At 36.7% G+C, this 21,429-nt stretch carries 15 protein-coding genes and 2 pseudogenes; 13 read left to right on the forward strand and 4 right to left on the reverse strand.

Translation table 11 applies throughout. From position 1 onward, the window contains the following. Nucleotides 1-112: 112 nt before the first annotated feature. Nucleotides 113-1,876, forward strand: a complete 1,764-nt coding sequence (locus AB3N04_RS12930) for a hypothetical protein (protein ID WP_368503159.1) — start codon at nucleotides 113-115, stop codon at nucleotides 1,874-1,876. A 565-nt stretch (nucleotides 1,877-2,441) separates the two neighbouring features. On the opposite strand, the pseudogene AB3N04_RS12935 reads toward AB3N04_RS12930, so the two are convergent. The 3 genes and pseudogenes from AB3N04_RS12935 to AB3N04_RS12945 form a co-directional block, all read right to left on the reverse strand. Beyond that, nucleotides 2,442-2,672: pseudogene (locus tag AB3N04_RS12935) on the reverse strand (ATP-binding protein); the annotation flags it as partial. 257 nt (nucleotides 2,673-2,929) lie between these two features. Further along, nucleotides 2,930-3,214, reverse strand: a pseudogene (locus AB3N04_RS12940) (ATP-binding protein); the annotation flags it as partial. Nucleotides 3,215-3,349: 135 nt separating this feature from the next. Beyond that, a complete protein-coding gene (locus tag AB3N04_RS12945; RefSeq protein ID WP_368503160.1) occupies nucleotides 3,350-4,099 on the reverse strand; it encodes a hypothetical protein in 750 nt (249 codons plus the stop codon). A gap of 546 nt (nucleotides 4,100-4,645) precedes the next feature. Between AB3N04_RS12945 and AB3N04_RS12950 the strand changes: the two genes are divergently transcribed. From AB3N04_RS12950 to AB3N04_RS12970, 5 genes are all read left to right on the forward strand, one after another. Next, entirely contained in the window at nucleotides 4,646-7,885 is a 3,240-nt protein-coding gene (locus tag AB3N04_RS12950) for a dynamin family protein (protein WP_368503161.1), read from the forward strand. Next, a complete protein-coding gene (locus tag AB3N04_RS12955) occupies nucleotides 7,882-9,816 on the forward strand; it encodes a dynamin family protein (protein WP_368503162.1) in 1,935 nt (644 codons plus the stop codon). Before AB3N04_RS12950 ends, AB3N04_RS12955 begins: the two co-directional genes overlap by 4 nt. 2 nt (nucleotides 9,817-9,818) lie before the next feature. After that, on the forward strand, nucleotides 9,819-11,609 hold the full coding sequence (locus AB3N04_RS12960; RefSeq protein ID WP_368503163.1) for a dynamin family protein: 1,791 nt from the start codon (nucleotides 9,819-9,821) through the stop codon (nucleotides 11,607-11,609). Further along, nucleotides 11,596-11,982 (forward strand): hypothetical protein, encoded by a 387-nt coding sequence (locus tag AB3N04_RS12965; protein ID WP_368503165.1) that lies wholly within the window; start codon nucleotides 11,596-11,598, stop codon nucleotides 11,980-11,982. The genes AB3N04_RS12960 and AB3N04_RS12965 overlap by 14 nt, the downstream gene beginning before the upstream one ends. Before the next feature lie 211 nt (nucleotides 11,983-12,193). After that, nucleotides 12,194-12,490 (forward strand): hypothetical protein, encoded by a 297-nt coding sequence (locus AB3N04_RS12970; protein WP_368503166.1) that lies wholly within the window; start codon nucleotides 12,194-12,196, stop codon nucleotides 12,488-12,490. 143 nt (nucleotides 12,491-12,633) lie between these two features. Here AB3N04_RS12970 and AB3N04_RS12975 read toward each other — a convergent pair whose 3' ends face one another. Further along, nucleotides 12,634-13,383, reverse strand: coding sequence for a DeoR/GlpR family DNA-binding transcription regulator (locus AB3N04_RS12975; RefSeq protein WP_368503167.1), 750 nt, complete (start codon nucleotides 13,381-13,383; stop codon nucleotides 12,634-12,636). A gap of 165 nt (nucleotides 13,384-13,548) precedes the next feature. Between AB3N04_RS12975 and AB3N04_RS12980 the strand changes: the two genes are divergently transcribed. The 7 genes from AB3N04_RS12980 to AB3N04_RS13010 all read left to right on the forward strand — a co-directional run bounded on the left by AB3N04_RS12980 (nucleotide 13,549) and on the right by AB3N04_RS13010 (nucleotide 21,267). Beyond that, on the forward strand, nucleotides 13,549-14,253 hold the full coding sequence (locus AB3N04_RS12980) for a ribulose-phosphate 3-epimerase (RefSeq protein ID WP_368503168.1): 705 nt from the start codon (nucleotides 13,549-13,551) through the stop codon (nucleotides 14,251-14,253). Then, nucleotides 14,253-14,813, forward strand: a complete 561-nt coding sequence (gene hxlB / locus AB3N04_RS12985) for a 6-phospho-3-hexuloisomerase (protein ID WP_368503169.1) — start codon at nucleotides 14,253-14,255, stop codon at nucleotides 14,811-14,813. The genes AB3N04_RS12980 and hxlB overlap by 1 nt, the downstream gene beginning before the upstream one ends. A 32-nt stretch (nucleotides 14,814-14,845) precedes the next feature. Continuing rightward, a complete protein-coding gene (locus AB3N04_RS12990) occupies nucleotides 14,846-16,000 on the forward strand; it encodes a mannitol-1-phosphate 5-dehydrogenase (RefSeq protein WP_368503170.1) in 1,155 nt (384 codons plus the stop codon). A 3-nt stretch (nucleotides 16,001-16,003) separates the two neighbouring features. Continuing rightward, the gene (locus AB3N04_RS12995) at nucleotides 16,004-16,441 is read left to right on the forward strand and encodes a PTS sugar transporter subunit IIA (RefSeq protein ID WP_368503171.1); all 438 of its coding nucleotides are present in this window, start codon (nucleotides 16,004-16,006) and stop codon (nucleotides 16,439-16,441) included. A gap of 44 nt (nucleotides 16,442-16,485) precedes the next feature. After that, nucleotides 16,486-17,934 carry a PTS mannitol transporter subunit IICB gene (locus AB3N04_RS13000; RefSeq protein ID WP_368503172.1) on the forward strand — a complete coding sequence of 483 codons (1,449 nt, stop codon included), beginning with the start codon at nucleotides 16,486-16,488 and terminating at the stop codon, nucleotides 17,932-17,934. Between the two features lie 645 nt (nucleotides 17,935-18,579). After that, a complete protein-coding gene (locus AB3N04_RS13005) occupies nucleotides 18,580-20,619 on the forward strand; it encodes a T7SS effector LXG polymorphic toxin (RefSeq protein ID WP_368503173.1) in 2,040 nt (679 codons plus the stop codon). Between the two features lie 12 nt (nucleotides 20,620-20,631). Beyond that, the gene (locus tag AB3N04_RS13010) at nucleotides 20,632-21,267 is read left to right on the forward strand and encodes a hypothetical protein (RefSeq protein ID WP_368503174.1); all 636 of its coding nucleotides are present in this window, start codon (nucleotides 20,632-20,634) and stop codon (nucleotides 21,265-21,267) included. The last annotated feature ends 162 nt before the right edge of the window (nucleotides 21,268-21,429 follow it).

Raw genomic sequence — 21,429 nt, forward strand, 5'->3', positions numbered from 1 at the left:
CTTTAAGGGATGTAACGTAGTAAACTTTTATGGATAGTTCCTGTGAATAATAATGAAGTTAGGGCAAACAGACTAATTTTCGAAATAAAAAACAATATGGATGGGATAACTAATGAGCGATTTCATTTATTCTAAAAGAAAGATTGAAAAAGAAATACTATCAAAAGAAATTATAAAGATATACCCTGACACTAGACTAGAAACAATTGAATTTCATGGTGAATGGGGCTCGCTAGCAGTTAGTCATAACCTGTATCATGGATTTCAGCCATATGAAACGGAGGAACATATTTGTGTTGTACTCGGTGGGCCATTATTATGTTTCAAGGATAAGCCGTTTATTAATAGTGGATCAAAGAATATGGGTACCAAAGCAATCTATCAATATATGCTTGAAGGTAAAATGAAATGGGGCGAAGATCTTAGTGGTCCTTTTGCAGTTTTACTGATAAATAAGACAACCTCAGTAGTTGAATGCGTTACTGACTTGATGTCATTTATACCAATTTATACGTACAAAGGCACAGATAATATCATGTTATCATCACATGTTGATGTATTAGCAAAAGCTTCTAGTCAAGAAAGAAATATCGATGCAGTTTCGGAAGTAGATTTTATTCTACATGGTATAGTCACTTATCCATATACTAGCTACAAGAGCCTTAGACAGGTTGCACCAGCATCGAGGCACACAGTTTCAGGCAATGACTTTGAATTGATGACTAACAGTTATTGGTTGCCAGAAGAAAAATCGACGTATGATTCTATAAATCAAGCTGCTACTGATCTAAGAAACGGGTTGCAAACTTATGTTCATTCTATTGCAGATGAGTTAGATCATGTTGCGCACTTCATTAGCGGTGGAGAGGACTCTCGTACATTATCAGGACTCCTACCCAAAAAAGCTACACGAGATGCTTTTATCTTTCTTGATCATATGAATCGAGAAGGTAGAGTAGCTAAAAAGGCTGCTAAAGCTTATGGATCAAGCTTCAACTTGTCAACACGGAGTAAGCTACATTACTTAGAAATCCTTCCTACATGTACAGGATTGGTGGGTAAAGGTTCACAGTATACTCATGCTCATACATTTGGTTTTCATAAAAGTTGTAAGTTAGATGAATACCCTGCTGTTTTTGGTGGTTTATTTTCTGATGCACTATTAAAAGGTGCCCGCATAAAAAAGCTTCGTGGTTCAGGTAGATTTCCATTTATGCCTCAAATAAAAAGAAGTAATTATTCTGCAGCTAGTCAGGTAGAAAATCCAGTTTTCCAGTCTGAAGTATTGGAAGAATTGACGAAACGAAGACAAGCTCATCTTGGCTATGTTAAGAGCTTTCGAATGGAATCTGCAGAGGAATGGTTTGAATTATGGCCAAGCTCAATGAATGTTAATATTCCTAATATACATGTTAACCGCCGACTTTTTAGAAGCTATGAACCATTCATGTCTAAAGATGTCGTGAAAATAAGTGCATCTGTCCCGCAAAGTTGGAAACTTAATCGAAGACTCTTTCATAAAGCTGCTAAACCATTATTAAAGCCGACAAAATGGTTACTACATGGAGAGGGGCGTTTGCCTTATTTGCCCTGGACTACTAATATGGTTATCCAATTTGTTGTATGGTTTTATCGACAAGTTGGAAAACGTGTAGGCTTTATTAAAGGGAATCAAGGACCTTGGGGTGAATGGGATGCTGTGAGAAGTAGTCGAGAATGGAACAAGGCAATTGAAGATTATGCTGACAGATTTAAGATATTATCTGGTGTCATAAAAGAGAAAGATTTAAAGAGGTTATTTGAAGGGGAATATCTAAGTAACAACCAAAAAGTTAATTTATTACAGAGTCTGTATATGAATAATAATGGTGCATAGCCACCAGGAAACATGGGGGACGATTCTTGAGTTTCGGTGCCTGTCACCACCTAAAATTTGCAAGATTTTGTCGATAAATTGATATGTAATTAAAGGCACAGGTCTTGCTGTACCAAATGAATACAAAGTGAATAGGTCAAGGAAACTGATCTTGACATCTACTAAGTAAAAGTACACAGGGTTAGTATATTAATAGTGGTTTTAAAAAAGAGGCCGTAGCTATCCATTTTGGATAGTTACGGCTTATTTGTGGGTTACAAAGGAAAGGTTCCACTGTATTCATTTAGAACAATAAACAAAACCCACAAAGGAAGTGCAAGAACCGTCCCGTTGCTTCTAGAATATTATTTCGGCGTTATAGAGTGACCTAAGATGTATGGAACGGTAACTCTACCAGCAGATACACTGTCATAAGTATAAGTATCCAACAGAGAACCTTGTTTATTGCAAAATAAAAGTGCAGAGCTTTGCAAAGTTTTAGTGCAGAGTCCTGTATTTGGCAAGAGAAAAATGTATAAAACGGCAAACCTTTTTGAATGCCACTTACCAATCTAATTTCTCTAACTTACATCTCCCTTAATGCTAATGACTCTTTCATTCGATTGCTATCCCCTCCAAAAAGGACTAAGTCCGAATGGTGAATCAGACGGTCTACGACTGCTTCTGTTAGAATAGGATCTCCAAAAACATGATTCCACTGCCCAAATTGGAGGTTCGTCGTAATAATAATACTTATTTTTTCATAACACAGAGAAATCACTTGAAAAAGCAACTCAGCTCCCTGCTTATGTAAAGGTGTAAACGCTAAACTAGACTAAACAGTTTTCCACAATTAAGGGTAAACAGAATTCCATAAATAAGATTCAACAGTTTACCCAAAAGCTATCTACTTTCAATATACTTGAAAGAGTCTATTGAAGGTGAGGAACAAGGAGTGGAAAAGTGGATGATTTATCAAAAGGTACATGAGCTTTTAAGTCAGGGGTTCTCTAATTGTCAACAACGTTTTGAAATTCCCTCTTTTCAACGGTTCTAAATTTCCTGTTTTCAGCGCTAAACTAGAGCAGGCTTGATACCGGCCTTTTGCTTCTCTCGAAGCCTATAAGAATCGCCTTTAACATTAAATGTGGTGGCATGATGGAGTAGACGATCTAGAATTGCTGTGGCTAATACTTCATCCCCAAAGATTTTCCCCCAATCGATAAACGACTTATTAGAGGTAATAATAAGAGCTCCTTTATGATCATACCGTTTAGATATAACCTGAAATAAAACATTGGCACTAAGTTCATCAAAGGGGAAGTAACCCAGCTCATCAATAATTAAAATGTCAGGCCTGTGTGGCTTGGCTGTTGTTTTATTGGGTATTTTTGCTTTAACACGTTAACTTGTTAAGTTTTTAGTGCAGTACATATTCTCAATCATCTATCTTTTATCTTTCTTAAGAATCAAAAGGGCTTATTATCCCATTTACTACTCTATATTTATAGACCACTCGCCGTCAGCCTTTACACTTATTGCATAAATTGCCTCATCAGCAACTGTCTCGGTAGTAGAGCCTTCATACTTTCCAATTTCATTTACAAGTGAGAATTCATCATTCACTCTTACAATAAAGTTTCTTTCACCATTATGTTTAAGTTCAAATCTCTTTAGACCGCTCTTTAAGTGTACAAATATAACATCATCTCCAGAACCACTTAATGAGACTGGTTCGTTTGTTATTTCATCTGGAATGTTTTGATCAATTATAACTGACCAATCCCCATCGGCCTTAACATCTAATAAATGCTCACCTGTATTTGATAAAAATAGGAATGTTTTTCCTTCATAATTTCCTATATCATTTGCGAGCGATTCATTTTCCATGCCAGAAGCGTCTTTCATTCTCACAATGAAATTTCTGCTACCTGAATGCTTGAGTTCAATTGTAGCAAACTCACCTGATAAATTAAAAAATTCAGTAGCGGTGTCTCCGGTACCATTCAGTTCTATTAATTCAATAGGTTCATAAACAACCTCTTCTTCTTCTATTTCTTCAACTTCCTCAACTTCTTCTTCAGCTGCATCTAAAGTATCTTCACTATCACCTGTAGTTTCACTTTCTGCAACCTCTTCTGTACTTTCTTTTTGTGGTTCTGTCTCACTAGGTTCAGTTGTACCACATGCAGTAGTAATCGTTAGTGCAATTGCTAAAGATAATCCAAATAGTGCTTTTTTCATTAGTTGTTCCCCCGATTATATATTTATCAGAGGTAATTATACTATATTTATGGATAAAAGGTACTAGTTTGATAAAACTAGACATGAGTTAATATTAAGTACGATTATTAAGGAGATTTAGAAAAACTGTACTTTTTATAGTGACATATAACCATATAACTCCTTTATAGGATATGGTGCCTGTAAATTGCGTCCATAAAAGTAGATACGTAAAATTCGGGAAATCTCTGGTGTATTTCGCAGTAGACACAGCTTACAGCGAGAGGGTGAGAGAAATATCTTAGCAAAATTCGAAAATGATGATCCTCTCCATGGTGATTTTTGAGTTTTACTCTAGGGCTTTTCCGTAAATTGACCTTTGATGTAGGGAGGAAAATCTGAAAATGACTATATTACGTTCGCTAACTATCTAAAGAGCGTGACAACACCAAATGATAAAGTACGCTAAAAAGAGAAAAAGTTATATTATCTTACAAAAAATAGAAGGAGAAAGTAGGTTTTTTTGCTATAATTAGGTTTAAAGAAACAGGTCTTTAGGGTGAATTGATGAGTGAAGATAGAAAAGGGGATGCAAGAGGTATGGATTGGAAAGCAAACCTCCAAGTGGCATTAAATAAATGGGTGGAATGTCCACCTAAAAAGAAAGAGCAATATGAATGGGTTAAAAAAATGAAATCCTTAAAAGATGATCTAGAACGTCCTCCTCTGCTTCTTATAGCAGGGGAATTTAAATCTGGAAAATCTACTTTTATCAATGCTCTTCTAGGAGAAGTGGTCTTAAAGTCAGATGTTACGCCAGCTACAGCTGTAATTACTATGTTAACGTTTGGCGAGCAAAAGAAAGTAATAGCTCATTTCAAAACGGGCGAGACCAAAGAATATGATGAAAAATGGGTCACAAAATTAACAGCTGAAAGTAAAGGGAAGTGGGCATTTATTCGCTCTCAACTCGAGTATATAGAAATACAGCTTCCAAATAATCTTTTGAAATTATTTACACTAGTTGACTCTCCGGGGCTGCAGGCCAACCACGAACAGCATACGAACGCAACCCAATCCTTTTTATCTAGAGTAGATTACATCATTTGGGTATTCAATTATCAATTTATAGGTTCTACGACAGAACTAGCAGCATTGAAACAAATTAATGAATTAGGGTTTCAACCTAAAGGGGTAGTAAATCGGATTGATCTGCATGATGAAGAAGAAGAAAGTTTAGAAGAACTATTTGAACTAAGTTTAAAGCGATTAAGAGGAACCGTACATAGCTTAGTTGGTGTGTCTGCCTTAGAAGCTTTGGAAGGAAAAATAGAGAATGATGAAGAGAAGCTTAATTGGAGCTTATGGTCAGAAGTGGATCATATCATTCACGAGTGGGAAGATGATCACACTACAAAAGCAAACCGAACATTTACTCGACTGTCTGAGATATTAAGTGACTTTGAGACACAATTAAATACAGAGAAAGCGGAAATGCGTTATTTCTTTATTAAGCCTCTTCTTCATGCTTTCGTTAGAAGTGATATGCCGAATCTTTTGAAGCAGCAAAAAGAATTAAATCATAAAAGGGAGCAATTCTTAGCTTGGACAGAGGAAGTGAAGCAAGAGGTTGCCTCCTTAACAAACATAGATTTGAAGGACTTAAAGAAAGAGAAAGTATTAAAGTGGATAGAAACAGAGAAAAGGGCTGTTGACTTATATCAAGAGTTAATTCAGTCTAACAAATCCTTTCAAGATGACTTAACATACCTTAAAACTGAAATAGAAGGTTTGCATAAAGATAGAAATAGACTCATTACTAAGTGGCAAAAAGTTAAATCTTATAAAGGGATACGTAAGACAAAGTTGCTGCTATTTCAAGAAGCACTACAGGATTACCACAATCAGTTAGAAACAATAGCTTCACACTATACTCCACATGCTTCCTTAAATGAACTAATTGAGCATGCTCATAAAATAAAAAAGAATATAAGTGTTCATATTGAAGATGTTGTAAATGAAAAACAATGTTACATAAACGAACAAGTTTATGATTGGAATCAGTATCTTCATAAAATGAAACAGCAATATTACCAGTTATCCACTGTGGAGCTAAGTCAGATCGAGGAATATTTTGAAGGGTTGAGAAACTGGATTACCTACATGCAGACCGTGTTTTATACCAAGGAGAAATATCTAACACCACTAGATAGTTTTCAGAGATCTCATCATCAATTCAATAATATTCTAACGTTACATGAAGACATACCATTACAAGAATTGATTGTGTTTTATGAGGCGTTTAAAACAATGAATGAAACAGAAGAAGTTGAGTTTAACCTTGATATAAATGTTTCATTTAATCTGCCTTCCCCTGCCGAGATTCCTTCCCTGCCTTTATCTATAGATTTGAATGTAGATAAACAGTTACATGATATTAAGCTCGCTCAGAGACTTCTAGGATTTTTAACGGCCGCAGCTATTGGCTCTCTCCTTCTCTTTACTGAAAGGTCGATTGAACCAGATAATGTTTCAGCAAATGTAGAAAATCAAACTGAACGTATTTGGGAAGAGGAAGAAATTGAAGAAATTGAAGAAGTTGAAGAAGTATACATTGAAAATGAAGAACCTGTTATCGAACTGAAAGATCTTATAAATGAAAAAGAGGTCAGCCAGTTTATAACGGAGATGAACGGACAGTTAATGGAACACTTTCTATATGGTGAATCCTTCTATGACGAAGACTGGTTCAGTGCCGAAGGGTGGGAAAACTTTTACCCTTATTATGATAGGGTCTTTGGTTATGCTCAGCATGATCTGAGGATTGAAGAAATTGTATATGACGAGGAGTCTGTTATGGTGGTCACCTCTGAGAAATATGAAATCGATCAATCTTTATATGAATTAGAAGGTATGTACATGATCGTCTATAACCAAGATGAAGACACTATGCGTATAGCGGAAACCTATCACTCTTTTGTAGAAGAAGTACAGCTTCAATATGAAATAACACATGATGATTTACATCAATTAATCAGTAGTTTTCGTCAATCATATATGGATGCCCTTAACTATGAGAGCTTTTCTTATATTGAACGTTATTTACTGACTGAGGGTGCTGCTTATAATAGCCTGTCCTCATATATCGACCATATAAGCGGAAATGGTTTTTCGTTTGATTTTGAGGGGAATGAGATCACTCATATTGAAGAGGCGGGATTAAATAAATATTATGTGTATTCAGATGAAACATTTACGTTTATTGATCATGAAAGAAACGAAGTGTACTATCAGAAAACTAAAAGATATGTGATTCAAGTAGTGTCTGCTGATCAACTATATATAGAAGATATCGTAGAGCTGGACTCTCATTATGAAGAAGTGACGTACAGGACAGTAGATAGTGTAAGTGAAGAGCAGATTAGAGCATTTGTAGGAGATTACTATAGTCAATTTATAAGGGCTTTTAATGGAGGCGGGTTCTCATATGTTGACCATTACTATAAAAGTGATGGTAAGGAGTATGAAGAAACACATAAGTATATAGAGCGTGCAAATGAAAAAAATATGAATATGAAAAATCATTTATTAAGAATTGAGAATATCTATGAGTATAGTGACACTCACTACGTTGCGACAATCTATATAGAAGATGAATACAATTACCAAGATGGCACAGGCGATTATAAATCTATTGAAGTAGATTATCTTATACATGTAGATGAATACGGCGATCTATTCATAGAAGAAATATTAAGGTTAGATATTTTAAGCCAAGAAAAATTTGAGAGTGAGGATGCCGTATGAGTTTTACTTTAGATGTGTTTCAAGACACCAAGAGGCTTGTAGAATTGCATTTGGAAGATTTACGAATGGTCTTAAATGAAATGGAAGCCGTCACTGAAGAGAAAAAGGTAACTGAAATCAAGCGAAGCCTAATGGAAGACCAATTTAAGGTTGTAGTCGTAGGAGAATTTTCAAGAGGGAAATCTACCTTTATTAATGCTCTATTAGGAAAACGTGTTCTGCCTTCATTTGTCCGTCCGACAACGGCTGTTTTAAACCATATTATTTATAAAAAAGAACCTACGTTTACCCTGTTTTTTCAAGGTTCAATGAAAGGGAAAGCAGTGACAGATGAGCAATTTAATAAGCTGATTGCACCCAAAGAACCTATTGAAGGGGATCAAGAATCTGAAGAGGCTTATCGTTCACAAGTAGAACTCTTATCTAAATTAAGTCATATTGAAATTGGATTTCCGTTATCCTTGTGTGAAAATGGCGTCCATTTGATTGATACACCAGGTACAAATGACCTTGATCCGGTCAGGGAGCAAATCACTAATGAAATGATCCCAACTTCTGATGCGGCTATTCTAGTATTAGCGGCAACCAAAATATTGTCTGAATCTGAACTTTCTCTATTACGAGACCGAATCCTAGCAAACGATATTAATAAGGTATTTATTGTCATCAATTTTAAAGATTTACTTAAGTCGGAAGATGATATCAAGAAAGTAATGGACTATGCAAAAGGTCAGTTGAAATATATCTTACCCGATACAAAGTTATATCTTGTGGCTGCCAAAGAAGCTCTTGCAGCTAGGAGAATTGAAGCGGGGGAAAAGTTGACTGTAAGAGGACGGGAAAAAAAGCCGTGGAGAATGGAAGACACAGGATTTCTTGAATTTGAACAAGCATTAGCTGATTTCTTGCAGTATGAACGGGGAGCGATAAAGGTAGGAAAGCCTGTTCAGCAATCTATTAAGGTAATTGACTATATATTGAACGATAAATTGGCTTTTGAGAGACAATCTCTACATAGAAAAGTAGAAGATATCCAAACAGAAGTCAAAGAATTCTACCCAAAGGTAAATGAAGTGAAAAAGAAAGGCAAAGATACACTTGGAAAAATAGATTTTGGTTTATCGAAAGAAGTACTTGAGCTTGAAGCTTGGTATAAAGAACAGTTACAGCTGATTACTAAAACAGCCTTAGAAACATTTGATGAACACACTTATCTAAATGAAGAGGAAATAAATCGAAAAATAGAAGATGTGATTGCTCCTCTAGAAAGGCAATTGCATCAAGAAAAGAAAGAAAAGTTTAATGAGACGATAAAAGCAATAATGAAGGAGTCTAGTGAATCGTTTCAGAAAGAATGGCATGCATTAAATAACAATATCAAGCAGCTTGTCACGGTAGAGCCAGATCAAGTGAGTGAGAAATTACCTGTTATAACATCTGGAAACAATGAAGCTCCTTCAATCTTTGATGAAATTTATGATGAATTGGACGATGCTTGGAGTAATAGTCAAAGTGTTCTTGGTAAAGTAGCGGTAGGTGCAGGTTATGCTATCACTTTATTTGCAAATGGGGTAACGGCCCTCTTTAAGTCATTTCTAGCACCAAGTGAGCATCCATTGGTGAAAATGCGGCGGCAGTTACACACACAATTTAATCAAAAGGAAAAGAAAAATCTAGAACAATTTCAAAAACAATGGAAAGCTTTATCGAAAGCAACGCTTAAACAATCTCAACTCATACTAGATGAACAAGTGAAAAATGTAAAAATGCAATTAAAGCAGATAGAAGAACATGCACAGCTTGAAGAGGGAGAAGTTCAACAAAAACTTGAGGTAATCCACAGACGAGAGAAGCGGTTATTATCTATTAAGAAGCAGCTTCAGACTGCAAATAAAACATTGCAGAAGAAATTAGAAGAAATTGAGGTATAAATATGGACTATGTAAAAGCAAAAGTGGCTCTCTATGAATGGGTAACAGAGTTGAAAGAGTCTGTTGGCAGCTTAATTTCAAATAGTCTTGAGCTAGAAAAAATCGAAGAGCTTATTGAAGACATTGAACAAGATTATTACACGGTAGTCATTGTTGGAGAATTTAAACACGGAAAGTCGACTTTTGTAAATGCCTTGCTTGGTGAAGAAATTATGCCTGTGGATGTGACCCCTACGACTGCTACTATTAATACAGTTTTTTATAGTGAAGAACCACAAATTCAAATTTTAAAAACAAATGGGGAAATTGAAACCTATGAGTTCTCTAAAGACGTACTGGGTCAATATACTGCAAACTCTACCACCACATTAGAAGACATTAAATATATAAAAATGTTTATGCCATCACCACTGTTAAAAGACAGGGTAGTCTTAGTAGATACTCCAGGAGTGAATGATTTAAACAGTCACCGGATGGAGGTTACCTATCAATTTATCCCAAGAGCGGATGCGGTATTAATGATGCTTGATATGACAGCTCCTGTAAAACATACAGAACGAAAATTCATCGAGAATCAATTACTGCCGCGTGTAAACGACCGTATCGTATATTTGGCTAATTTTCTAGACAGGGTAGATGAAGAAGAAGTGGATGAAGTTCTAGATCTGATGAATAGAAGAATTAGTCAAACAATAAATGGCTTTTGTCCAGAAGTTCTCCCAATATCTTCATTAGAAGGGTTAGAGGCAAAACTAGCTCAAGATGATGAGTTGTGGGAATACTCTGGTCTTGCGAAAGTACAAGAGAAAATAGAGAATCTAATCCAAAACGGTTCAAATAGTGAAGCTAAGCTTTTTAGATTTAATCAGCGTTTACAAATAATTCACCATAATATCATAGCAGAATTAGAATCCGTTAAAGCTTTGCAAAATGATTCGATTAAAGGCTTAAAAGCTCAAATGGCTGAGATGGAATTGTTTTTGGATGAACGAAAAAAAGTTGAAAATCAGATACAACAGTATGTTAATGAGAGAGAAGAGGAAATTAGCTTTATCATTCTGAAATCAGCTAATTATTTCGGTGAGCAGTTGAGGAAAGATCTGCAAACAAAAATTGATCTTTTTCAAGGGAATGACATTAAAGTGTTAGTTGAGTCTCAGCTTCCTTTGACGATTAAATCTCAATTTGAGCAATGGGTTAATCAATACAGCGATTATATTCATGAGTTATTAAGAAAGCTAGAAGTTGAGTTGTCTAAAGGTTTAGCTAAAACGTTCCAACAGTCAATTCGTTTGAAAAACCATTTTGAGCACTATTCTTATGCTAGTTCAACCCCTTTAATCGAATCGAAGACTGGTAACGCTTCTGTGAAGGCTGGATTAGCAGTTGGAGGAGTGAGTACACTTGCTCTTCTTTTAGGGGGCCCTTTCTTAATCCCTATTGTCGGTATGGCAGGTCTGCCGTATTTGCAACAAAGAATTGCAGAAAAGCAGTTAGAATCCGTTAAGCCAGAGCTCAGCATAGCTATTGATGGACACTTGGATTTGATCCTGAATGATTTTAAATTTCATTTACAGCAATACATTTCACGGTCTATACATGATATAAAACAGCAAACGATGGCGGAATTTGATCAACAGTTACTTCAATTAAAAGCCAAAATTGATTCGGCTATCCAAGACAAAGTCCAAGAACAAGAGATAGAACAGAACGTACTAAACAGCATGAATGAACTGATTGCTAAGATACAAGAGTATATAGAGAAGGATGTGGATTCATATGAGCGAGTTTAATTTATTTCCAACGGTTGATCTCCATTCTCCATTTGATAAGGATTTTGCTTCTCCTTCTGACTTTGGACCTGCGGAAGTCCCGATGCTGGAGATTAATGCTTTTCAGAAAACGCAAGATATTTTTCACTCGCAAGACCCGTTAAAACAAGCCTACCGATTTCAATTTGAACCTCTTAATGTCAAATTAGAGAATGCGCATTTTGTGCAGCCTCATGAAGTACAAGGTTATTTTAGGCAAGATGGCACCTATGTCGAGGGGTATTATCGTGACGGTGATGGGAATACATCTGTAAATAGGACGGTAGAACAGGGGGGAGGCTACATGCGAGGCAATCCTGATGGGGTAAAGTGGAATAATTTAAATGAAAGATAATATGTTAGTATACACCTCTACTGGAAAAATTGTGAGAGTAAACTTTTATGAAAAACTCTTGAAAAGAAATTTCTCCCAATATTTTGTAGTGGAGATATTTGGAGTGCGGCAGCTAAGGATTGGTAATAATAATCTACACAGTAATTAAATCAAAGAGAGTGCTAGCAAATCTATCACTCTGCCACAACAATTGTAACTGGAGGAATTTAAAATGAAAAAATGGCTTATTTGGGCAATTATCTTTTATGTGCATGCATTGTTCTTTCTTTACAAAGGAATCGACAGAGTTGAAGGGTATAACATGAACGAGTATGCGTCATCTTTGAATCAGCATGTATTCGTTGGTGGAGACGCCTATAATTACATCATCAATGCAAACATTCAAACAGCATTCTTTGTAATGGCAGGTGCTTTCTTTATCGCGGGTACCATGATGATTATTGGTGGCTCTATCATTAAAACAATCAAAGAAGTTAAAGAGGAATCAACTGTAAAAGTGGTTGCTTAAAGTTTCGGAAGGGAACGGTATAGCCCTCGCCCGAAGCAACTCGTATTTAATCGAGTGAGTTAAACAACAAAAAGTGCAGACCTCTGCATGTAATCCTTGCAAAGGTCTGCACTTTTATTTTGCAATAAACTATTCTAGTCAATTTAATCAATTACATTAATTCCTTGTTGCTGATACATCTGTTTAATGTCGTATTTCACATTTTCTGTTATGAGGTAAGTTAAGCTATTTGATGGACAGACAATATGGTTTGACATAGTCATTAACTTATCTGAAGTGGCCAAGCCGATAATTTCTGCTGAAACCTCACACATCTTTCGTTTAACCAAAGACTCCGATAAGCTTGGGACGCTAATACCTATTTGAGGATCAATTTTATAGATTCCCATAATATATAGGTCAGCCCTGATTGAATTTAAAGCTTCGACTGTATCAATGCCTAAATTCACCATCGACTCTTTAAACAAAGTCCCTCCAATCATGATCACTTCAAGTGAGTGGTGTTCATTTAATGCCATAGCAATGGGAGGGCTGTTTGTAATAATAGTAGCTTTTAGTGATTTGGGGAGTTGATTGACTAATTGTAAATTGGTCGTACCTCCATCTATTAAAATAACCATATTATCTTTAATAAAGTCTAGTGCTTTTACCGCTAACTTACTTTTTGCTTCACTTGATATTCCTTGCCTTGTAGAGAAATCTACAACGGGAGGTCCAATACGTAAAGCGCCGCTGTGAACTCGCTTAATTAATCCTTGATTATCTAGATCTTTAAGATCTCTTCTAACCGTATCCTCTGAAACTCTCAATCTTTTACTCAGGTCACGTGCAATCACTTTATGTTCGTCATTTAGGATTTGCAAAATTTTATGTTGGCGTTCCTCTTTTAACATAATACTAACCCCTTTCATTCTCATTCATTATACCATAAACAAATTTCTGAAAACATGCAAGAAAACGCAATAAAAATTAAAAAAATGCAAGAAAACGCTTTACTTTATTATATAAACTTATATAATGGGGATAACAATTAAAAGTAAGAAGAAAGGGGCATATACATGCAAAGGAATGTTGAGATCTATCCATCTATCATGTGTGCTGATCTATGTAATTTAGAACAGAGCATTAAGAACGTAGAAAAAGAGGGGATAGATACCCTTCATATTGATATTCTAGACGGGCATTTCAGTCCAAGTATGCCATTGGGCCTTGAAACGATTAAACAATTAAGAAGCGTAACGAACCTAAAATTTGATGTTCATATCATGTCAACAAACAATAAATTTTTTATAGAAGAAATGATTGACCTAGGAGTTGAACAAATAACCTTTCATATTGAAAAGGAAAGCCATGTTGATCGATATATTCAATTAATTAAAAGAAATAATATTAAAGTCGGCATCGCGCTTAATCCTGCCACGCCAATTTCTGTTTTGGATTATGTATTACCTGAATGTGATACGGTCTTGCTTATGCTGATTAATCCTGGATTTGCAACAGACAAAGGGGAACAACAAGTTTCTTATGCTGTAAAGAAGGTAGAAGATATGTCGCGAATGATCAAAGAACGAGGATTATCAACCAAAATTGAAGTGGATGGCAGAGTTTCGTTTGATTCTATACCGAAACTAGTTAGAGCCGGGGCAGATATGTTAGTTGCTGGTAGCACTAGTTTCTATGATAAAAACAATAGTTTAAAAGAAAATAAAGCCATTATGGAAAAGCGGATAGCAGAAGGATTACACGAGGAGGCGATTAGATAATGAGTCAAATTAGCAGCAGTACAAGGGATATTATTTCAGAATTAGATACTACATTTAAGAGCATTAAGAGCGACGAAGTCGATCAATTAATCAAGGAAATCAGCAAGGCCGATCAAGTTTTCTTTGTAGGAGTAGGTAGAGTTCTATTATCTTTAAAATCGATAGCCAAAAGACTTGCGCATCTCGGGGTGAAAACGTACGTTGTAGGGCAAATAACTGAACCCGCGATAACGGAAAAAGACTTACTAATCATAGGATCAGGAAGTGGAGAAACGGCATTTCCTCTAATAATCGCTCAAAAAGCAAAAAAATATAATGCTACAGTAGCGCATATAGGGGCAAACCCAGAAAGTTCTATGAGTGAATATTCAGATCTATTTGTAAGGATTCCTGTACAAACGAAGCTGCAGCTTCCAGGAGAAGTTGAGTCAGTACAGCCGATGACGAGTTTATTTGAACAAAGCTTATTGCTCTTAGGAGATGCGGTCGCTCTAACCATCGTCCGAGACCGGGACGTAGACATGAAAGCATTATGGCAATATCATGCCAATCTTGAATAGAGAAAGCGATTGTAAACAAGGGGGCGTGTACCATGAATGCAGTACATTTTGGTGCTGGTAATATTGGCAGAGGATTAATAGGATATCTGCTTCATCAGACGGGCTATCACATTTGCTTTGTCGATGTTAACCAGCCGATGATTGATCGTATGAATGAAAATAAATCGTACACAATAGGCATATTGGATGAGACACGTACACAGCATACAGTCTCTCCAGTAAAAGCGCTAAACTCAATAGAGCAAGAGGACTTAGTGATTGAGGCAATTATTGATGCTGATATCATCACAACGTCAGTAGGGGTAGACAACTTATCGAAAATCTCTCATGTGTTGAGCAAAGCCCTTATCCAGCGTAAGAAACGGAATAAAACGAAAGTAGATATTATCAGCAATGAAAATACGTTAAATGCCTCTTCTCTTTTAAAAGAAGAAATTATGAAAAGGCTTACTGAATCGGAATTTGAAGACATTCGATCGTTTGTCGGTTTTCCTAATTCAGTGATCGATAGACTCGCACTTAGTGACGATGCTGATAATGCACAAGTTGAACCCTACTATGATTGGATTATTAACAAAGGCGAAATGATGAATCACGAGCTTCCGAAGATTACAGGGGCAACTTATGTGGAAGATTTAACCCTATTTATTGAACGAAAGCTTTATGTTGTAAATATGGCGCATGCAGCCACCGCATATCTTGGTTTTATAGAAGGCGAAAAAACCATTCAAGATGCACTAGATCATCAAAGCATTGAAAAGCCAGTAAAAGCTGCGATGGTAGAATCTTCAGAGTATATTAGTGAAAAATTCGGTGTTGGCCAAGAAGATATGTCTGTCTTTATTGAAGAAACACTAGCTCGTTTTAAAAATAAACATGTACGTGATGAGGTCTTACGTGTTGGTAGGTCGCCTATCAGAAAGGTAGGTCCTGATGAACGTATCGTGAGACCTGCAATTGAACTTTATCAGTCAGGAAAGTCGATAGAAGGACTGTTAAAGGTTATAGCTGCTGCTTTCTTATTCAATTCGCCTGTTGATAACGAAGCAAAAGAATTACAAGAGTTTGTAGAAAAGAACGGGATAAAAAGCGCAGTTTCTTACTACACAAAAATTGAAAATGAATCACTGATCCAATCAATAAGTGACTACTATGTTGAATTTAAAAAAGGTAGAAGAGGAGAATAGATCATGTTAAGTACACATTTAAAAGGTAACATTCAATTTCAGGAACATGTAGACTCTTGGGAAGATTCAATCAAACAAGCTGCTACGCCTTTATTAGAAGGAGGCAATATAACATCTCAATATATTGACGATATGATTAATAATGTAAATGAAAATGGACCATATATTGTAATTGTTCCAGGGTTTGCCTTGCCTCATGCTAAAAACGATGGCGCAGTATTAAAGACTGGAATCTCATTGTTGAAGTTAAAACAGCCAGTGAAATATCCGGAGGAAAAGGAAGTTAGTATTCTCGTTGTGCTAGCTGCAGAGGATAGTGACGGTCATTTAGACTTAATCTCTGATTTATCTTCGCTGCTTATGGATGATGAGATTATGGAGCAATTCCGCAATGCATCAAGTGAAGAAGAAATCATCGAGTTGATCAATCAAGCCGAGTAATCAGCAAAGGATTAAAATGTCTTTATATTATGGGGGTGCTGAGAATGGCCAATACAGAAGTAGAAGTTGTGAAGACTGAAAAGCGACCATCTGTAAGAGCTCGCGTACAAGCGTTTGGTGGCTTTTTAACGAATATGGTCCTTCCTAATATTGGTGCGTTTATTGCGTGGGGGTTTTTAACAGCTCTTTTTATTCCAACAGGCTGGCTTCCAAATGAACATCTTGCTGAAATGGTTGGTCCAATCATTAATTATGTATTGCCAATCCTTCTAGCCTTTACAGGAGGAATGATGGTCGCAGGTCATAGAGGCGCTGTAATGGGAACTCTAGGGACCATTGGATTAATCGTTGGATCAGAAATTCCGATGTTTCTAGGTGCTATGATTGTAGGGCCTTTAGGTGGCTGGATCATTAAGAAGTTTGACGCAGCGATCAATAATAAAATTCCTGCTGGATTTGAAATGATTGTTAATAATTTCTCTATAGGGATACTTGGATTTTTCTTAATGATTGTTTCTTATCTTTTTATCGGACCAGTAATTGAAGCGGCGAATACAGGTGTAACTACAGCAATACAAGCACTAGTAGCTACAGGCTTTCTACCGTTACTATCACTCATTAATGAGCCGGCTAAGGTGTTATTTTTAAATAACGTAATTGACCAAGGGATCTATTATCCACTGGGAATGCAGGCTACTCTAGACGCTGGTAAATCAATCTTCTTTACAGTTGCATCTAATCCAGGACCGGGTCTAGGATTATTGTTAGCGTTTACATTTTTTGGAGGCAAGATTGCTAAACGAACAGCTCCAGGAGCCATCATTATTCATTTCTTTGGTGGAATTCACGAACTTTATTTCCCGTACGTATTAATGAAACCACTTACAATTATTGGGATGATAGCAGGTGCCATGTCTGGAATAGCTGTTTTCAGTTTATTTGATGCTGGTTTAGTGGCAGGGCCGAGTCCTGGTTCGATCTTTGCCTATCTCGCATTGACGCCAAGAGGAGGCTTTCTAGGAATCATTTTAGGGGTGTTAGTAGCAACAATCGTCTCCTTTATCGTAACGTCCATTATTTTGAAATTAGGCAAGAGCAATGAAGATGACGAACAGGCTTTAGACCAATCTATCACTAAATCTAAATCGATGAAACAAGAAGGTAAAGAAGTTCTTTCTGCTAACAAAACAGCAGCGATCAATAAAAAGGTTAATAAAATTTCCTTTGCATGTGATGCCGGGGCCGGAAGCAGTGCCTTAGGAGCGACTACGTTCCGAAAGAAACTTCAAAAGAAGAATATTACTGATATTGAAGTCAAGCACTTCAGAATTGAGGATGTACCAACGGATTCAGATCTCGTCGTTGTACACAAAGACCTCGCAGAACGTGCAAAAATGAAGATTGATAGTGCAAGAATCATAAGTATCGAAAATTATATCAATGACCCTAATTTAGTAGAGCTACTTGATAAATTAGAAGAAAATAATAGCTAAAATGATTAGTTTCTATCCGAGCTTTGTATATTTTTACAAAGCTCGGATATCTTTATTTAGTGCCTGTCATCAGCCTGTAAGGGATGGATAAAATCATAGTTTTGAAAAACAACCACTTTACTTAGGTAGAGTGGTTGTTTTCTGATGCTAACCCTTGCCTTCTGAATTTAGTGCGGATTATAGCCAATATTATTCTTAAAAAATAGATGATTATAGGGGATTAAGTGATAAACCAAGCTGTTGGGGAGTGACATCTAAGTTTTTTGTGCGGAATGTTAGTGTTGCGGGTATTTATTTGGATATGTTTAGAGGTGATTTGGCCAACTGAGCAGGTAATTCGCACACTTTTGTTGCTGATTCGAATAAGGTAGCGGTTAATTCGTTCAAGCTTGCAGTTAATTCGAACAAACTCAGCAATAATTCGAACAAATGGAGCAAAATATTGGTAAATGTGATGCCTCATGATTAGGAGTAACTCGCTAGTTGTATCTTTATACCTATTATTTCTGAGAGAATGATCTATACATAGCTAATAAGTAATGAATATCCATACTTTTTCCTATTTAATCCATCTTATGTCTGTTTTATCCTTTTAATAGAGGGAAATTCGACATAGATTTCTTTGAGCAAAGTAGAGGTGATAGGATGAAAGCATTGGATGTATCTGACTTACAAAACGGAATTGATGATGTCCAATCCAAGATTGATATACATAAGGAACAGTTGACTCAAATAGAGACAGCTGTAACAGGAATTGTTAGCTTAAGTGATTCTCTAAAAGGGGAAGGCGGGGCGGCTATTCGTCGTTTCTATCAACAAGGTCATCTCCCATTTTTACAATTTCTCAAGCTATCACTCACTCAATATAGCGAGACGCTCTCGCAAATGAAAGCAGCCTTACAAACCTTAGAGCCCGCAGCTAATGGACGGATTCAGGAAAGCTTTCTAGAACAAGATGTCGAACAGGGCTTACGACAAGTCGAACTGGTCACGGCAAACATTACAAATGAAACGAATGCTACGATGCAGAAAGTGTCTGACATCGTAGCACTTCCTCCCCTACGTGATGATGAAGTGAGACAATCGATCCTCCAAGCAAGACAAGAAAAAAATCAGACTCTCGAGCAATTGCATCAATTTGATTATGAACAGGCGGCAGCGCTCGATTCAGTGGAAGCTGATATCCTTTTGATGAGAGGGTATGTCAGTGACATTCAGAATCTATTTAAGGGGGGAGAGGGACTGAATATCAGCTCTAACAACCTGATGCTCACCCATTCCTCTCATATACTGTTAATGAATAAGTTGTCGCAACATCCAATGGCGCCAAATAGGGGTCCAACAAATCAGCTCAACTCCTTACTTACAAATTGGCAGGAGCCGATAACCTTCAACAAGTGGTCGAACCCGTCCTGCGTGAAGCCAGTTGCAACGAGTGCAACAAGTGCTAAAGCAGAAGTGAAAGAAGAGACTGGAGCGACAGGCTTTTTTAAAGGAGCATGGGAAGGAGTGGCTAAAGCCTTTACAGACACGGTTGACGGGATTAAGCGTCTTGTGACTGAGCCCGTTGAGGTGATGAAAGAAACAGTCGACTTTATAACAGACGTAGCTGATGATCAAAGTATGCTTCTCGATATCGGCCATGCACTATGGACCTCTTTTGATGAAAACGTGATAAACGGAACCGCTGCAACAAGAGGAGAATGGATCGGATATACGTCCGCTATTATAGGTGGGTCGGTCCTCGGTGATAAAGGTCTAAGCAAAGTCACACATGCCAGTCGTCTCGGCCGTCTTGGTGGACAACCTGGTTATCAATCCCAGCATCAATTACAATTACATTTAGCCGCACAAAATAGCGTGAACCAAGCCACAACCGCAGCTACTAACGTCAGAGGGCTTTCATCTATAAGAGAAAAAGCCCAGCAGTCGATGAATAAAGTCGGAGCAGCTGTTCAGCAGATGAAGCCGAATGCAGGATTACAACCCGCCATGGCAGGAATCCCGCATAACGTCATCAACACAAGCGGGATGAGAAACCAGCTAGGAGAGATGAATCAAGCGAATTTGATTAGGGTAGAACAGGCAGCTGGGGTTAATCAGGTTTCTCGTGGGAACCATTCAAAATCAAATAAAGAAGTAAACAAAAATAACGAAGCTAAAGATGGTACATTTGCTGAAGCAATGAGTTTAGAAGATGCAACCAGGTATGAACAGTTTTGGGATTATGCGAAGAATGGGATTAAAGTTGAAGATAGAGTAAAGCTAAATAACTGGAAATTTAAACCTTCCGGAGAACTATACAAAAATCACAAGGGTGTCTATGATAACTCTATGTACTATAATCAGTTAAACGGTAACATTAATTGGCCAGAAAATAATGGGTTTTTTAAAGACCCTCAAACTAATACATTAGAAAAGTCACTTAAAATTGATAGGTACGGGGAGCCAAGTGGAAGCTTCTTCTCAGAAAAGGGAACGCCATTTGAACAAAGGGCGTTAGCACCTCACAGTTCTCAAAGCAATTACTATAGTTACGAAGTTAAGAAGCCATTTAAAACGTTAGGTGGTGAAGCTGCACCTTGGTTTGACCAACCAGGCGGGGGGATGCAATATATTGGGATTGATAAAAATGGAGATATCTTGACGGTGCAGGATCTAATTGATGGTGGTTATATTAAATAGGGGGAGACTATAATGTTAAAGGACATTAAGCAATTTCTTTTGGATAACTCTAATAGTTCATTCATCTTTGAGGAAGATAACACCAGTTTAAAAGTGGTCGAAGAGGTAAATAATGTACCAAGCTTTGAAAGTTATTTTGTGTTGAATTATTTACCTGAACAAAATATATGGGAAATAATATCCGTGATCAGAAATAATAGAAGACTATTAAAGCGATTCGAAGATGAAAATGTTGCATACTTTGCTTTTGTGAGTGTCGTTATAAAATATTCTACAAAGCCAGTGATCAATAAACCAAACATATCAAGTGAGTTAGATCTTTCTAACGAGAATAACATTAGTAAAATTAATAAGTTGTTAAACTCAATAATTGATGAAAGGAATTACTCAATCTTCTCGCCTAAACACAATGCAGTCGTTTTACTCAAACAAAATAGTATATATGTTGTCTATTATTATGATAACGAAGGTTGTGAGTTTGTTATTAGCGATGATAATGAAGACTTCGATATAGGTGTTACGGTTTTGTTTAATCATGCTTGGTATTTATACTTATTAGAACAATTGGTAACTAAATGGCCTTATGAAATTAAAAAAGATTCAAAAGGATACGAAGAGATAAAGAAATTGATGTTAAGAATAAAATAGGCTGAGTAAGGTTAAAAGGTTCCTTGCTTATAATTCCCTCTTTAACCAGTGACCTCAAATACAAAACTTAAGGTTTTACCCGGTCAAATAAAGAAGATATCCAAGTGATAGTAAACGCCAACTCAATTTGTTGGCGTTTTTGCATTCAATATAGACCCTACA

The organism is Alkalihalophilus sp. As8PL (assembly GCF_040939795.1).
GTDB classification, from domain to species: domain Bacteria; phylum Bacillota; class Bacilli; order Bacillales; family Bacillaceae_D; genus Alkalihalophilus; species Alkalihalophilus lindianensis.

Coding starts and splice junctions, on each gene's coding strand:
- AB3N04_RS12930 (WP_368503159.1), top strand. CDS start 113: ATGAGCGATTTCATTTATTCTAAAAGAAAGATTGAAAAAGAAATACTA.
- AB3N04_RS12945 (WP_368503160.1), bottom strand. CDS start 4,099: ATGAAAAAAGCACTATTTGGATTATCTTTAGCAATTGCACTAACGATT.
- AB3N04_RS12950 (WP_368503161.1), top strand. CDS start 4,646: ATGAGTGAAGATAGAAAAGGGGATGCAAGAGGTATGGATTGGAAAGCA.
- AB3N04_RS12955 (WP_368503162.1), top strand. CDS start 7,882: ATGAGTTTTACTTTAGATGTGTTTCAAGACACCAAGAGGCTTGTAGAA.
- AB3N04_RS12960 (WP_368503163.1), top strand. CDS start 9,819: ATGGACTATGTAAAAGCAAAAGTGGCTCTCTATGAATGGGTAACAGAG.
- AB3N04_RS12965 (WP_368503165.1), top strand. CDS start 11,596: ATGAGCGAGTTTAATTTATTTCCAACGGTTGATCTCCATTCTCCATTT.
- AB3N04_RS12970 (WP_368503166.1), top strand. CDS start 12,194: ATGAAAAAATGGCTTATTTGGGCAATTATCTTTTATGTGCATGCATTG.
- AB3N04_RS12975 (WP_368503167.1), bottom strand. CDS start 13,383: ATGTTAAAAGAGGAACGCCAACATAAAATTTTGCAAATCCTAAATGAC.
- AB3N04_RS12980 (WP_368503168.1), top strand. CDS start 13,549: ATGCAAAGGAATGTTGAGATCTATCCATCTATCATGTGTGCTGATCTA.
- hxlB (WP_368503169.1), top strand. CDS start 14,253: ATGAGTCAAATTAGCAGCAGTACAAGGGATATTATTTCAGAATTAGAT.
- AB3N04_RS12990 (WP_368503170.1), top strand. CDS start 14,846: ATGAATGCAGTACATTTTGGTGCTGGTAATATTGGCAGAGGATTAATA.
- AB3N04_RS12995 (WP_368503171.1), top strand. CDS start 16,004: ATGTTAAGTACACATTTAAAAGGTAACATTCAATTTCAGGAACATGTA.
- AB3N04_RS13000 (WP_368503172.1), top strand. CDS start 16,486: ATGGCCAATACAGAAGTAGAAGTTGTGAAGACTGAAAAGCGACCATCT.
- AB3N04_RS13005 (WP_368503173.1), top strand. CDS start 18,580: ATGAAAGCATTGGATGTATCTGACTTACAAAACGGAATTGATGATGTC.
- AB3N04_RS13010 (WP_368503174.1), top strand. CDS start 20,632: ATGTTAAAGGACATTAAGCAATTTCTTTTGGATAACTCTAATAGTTCA.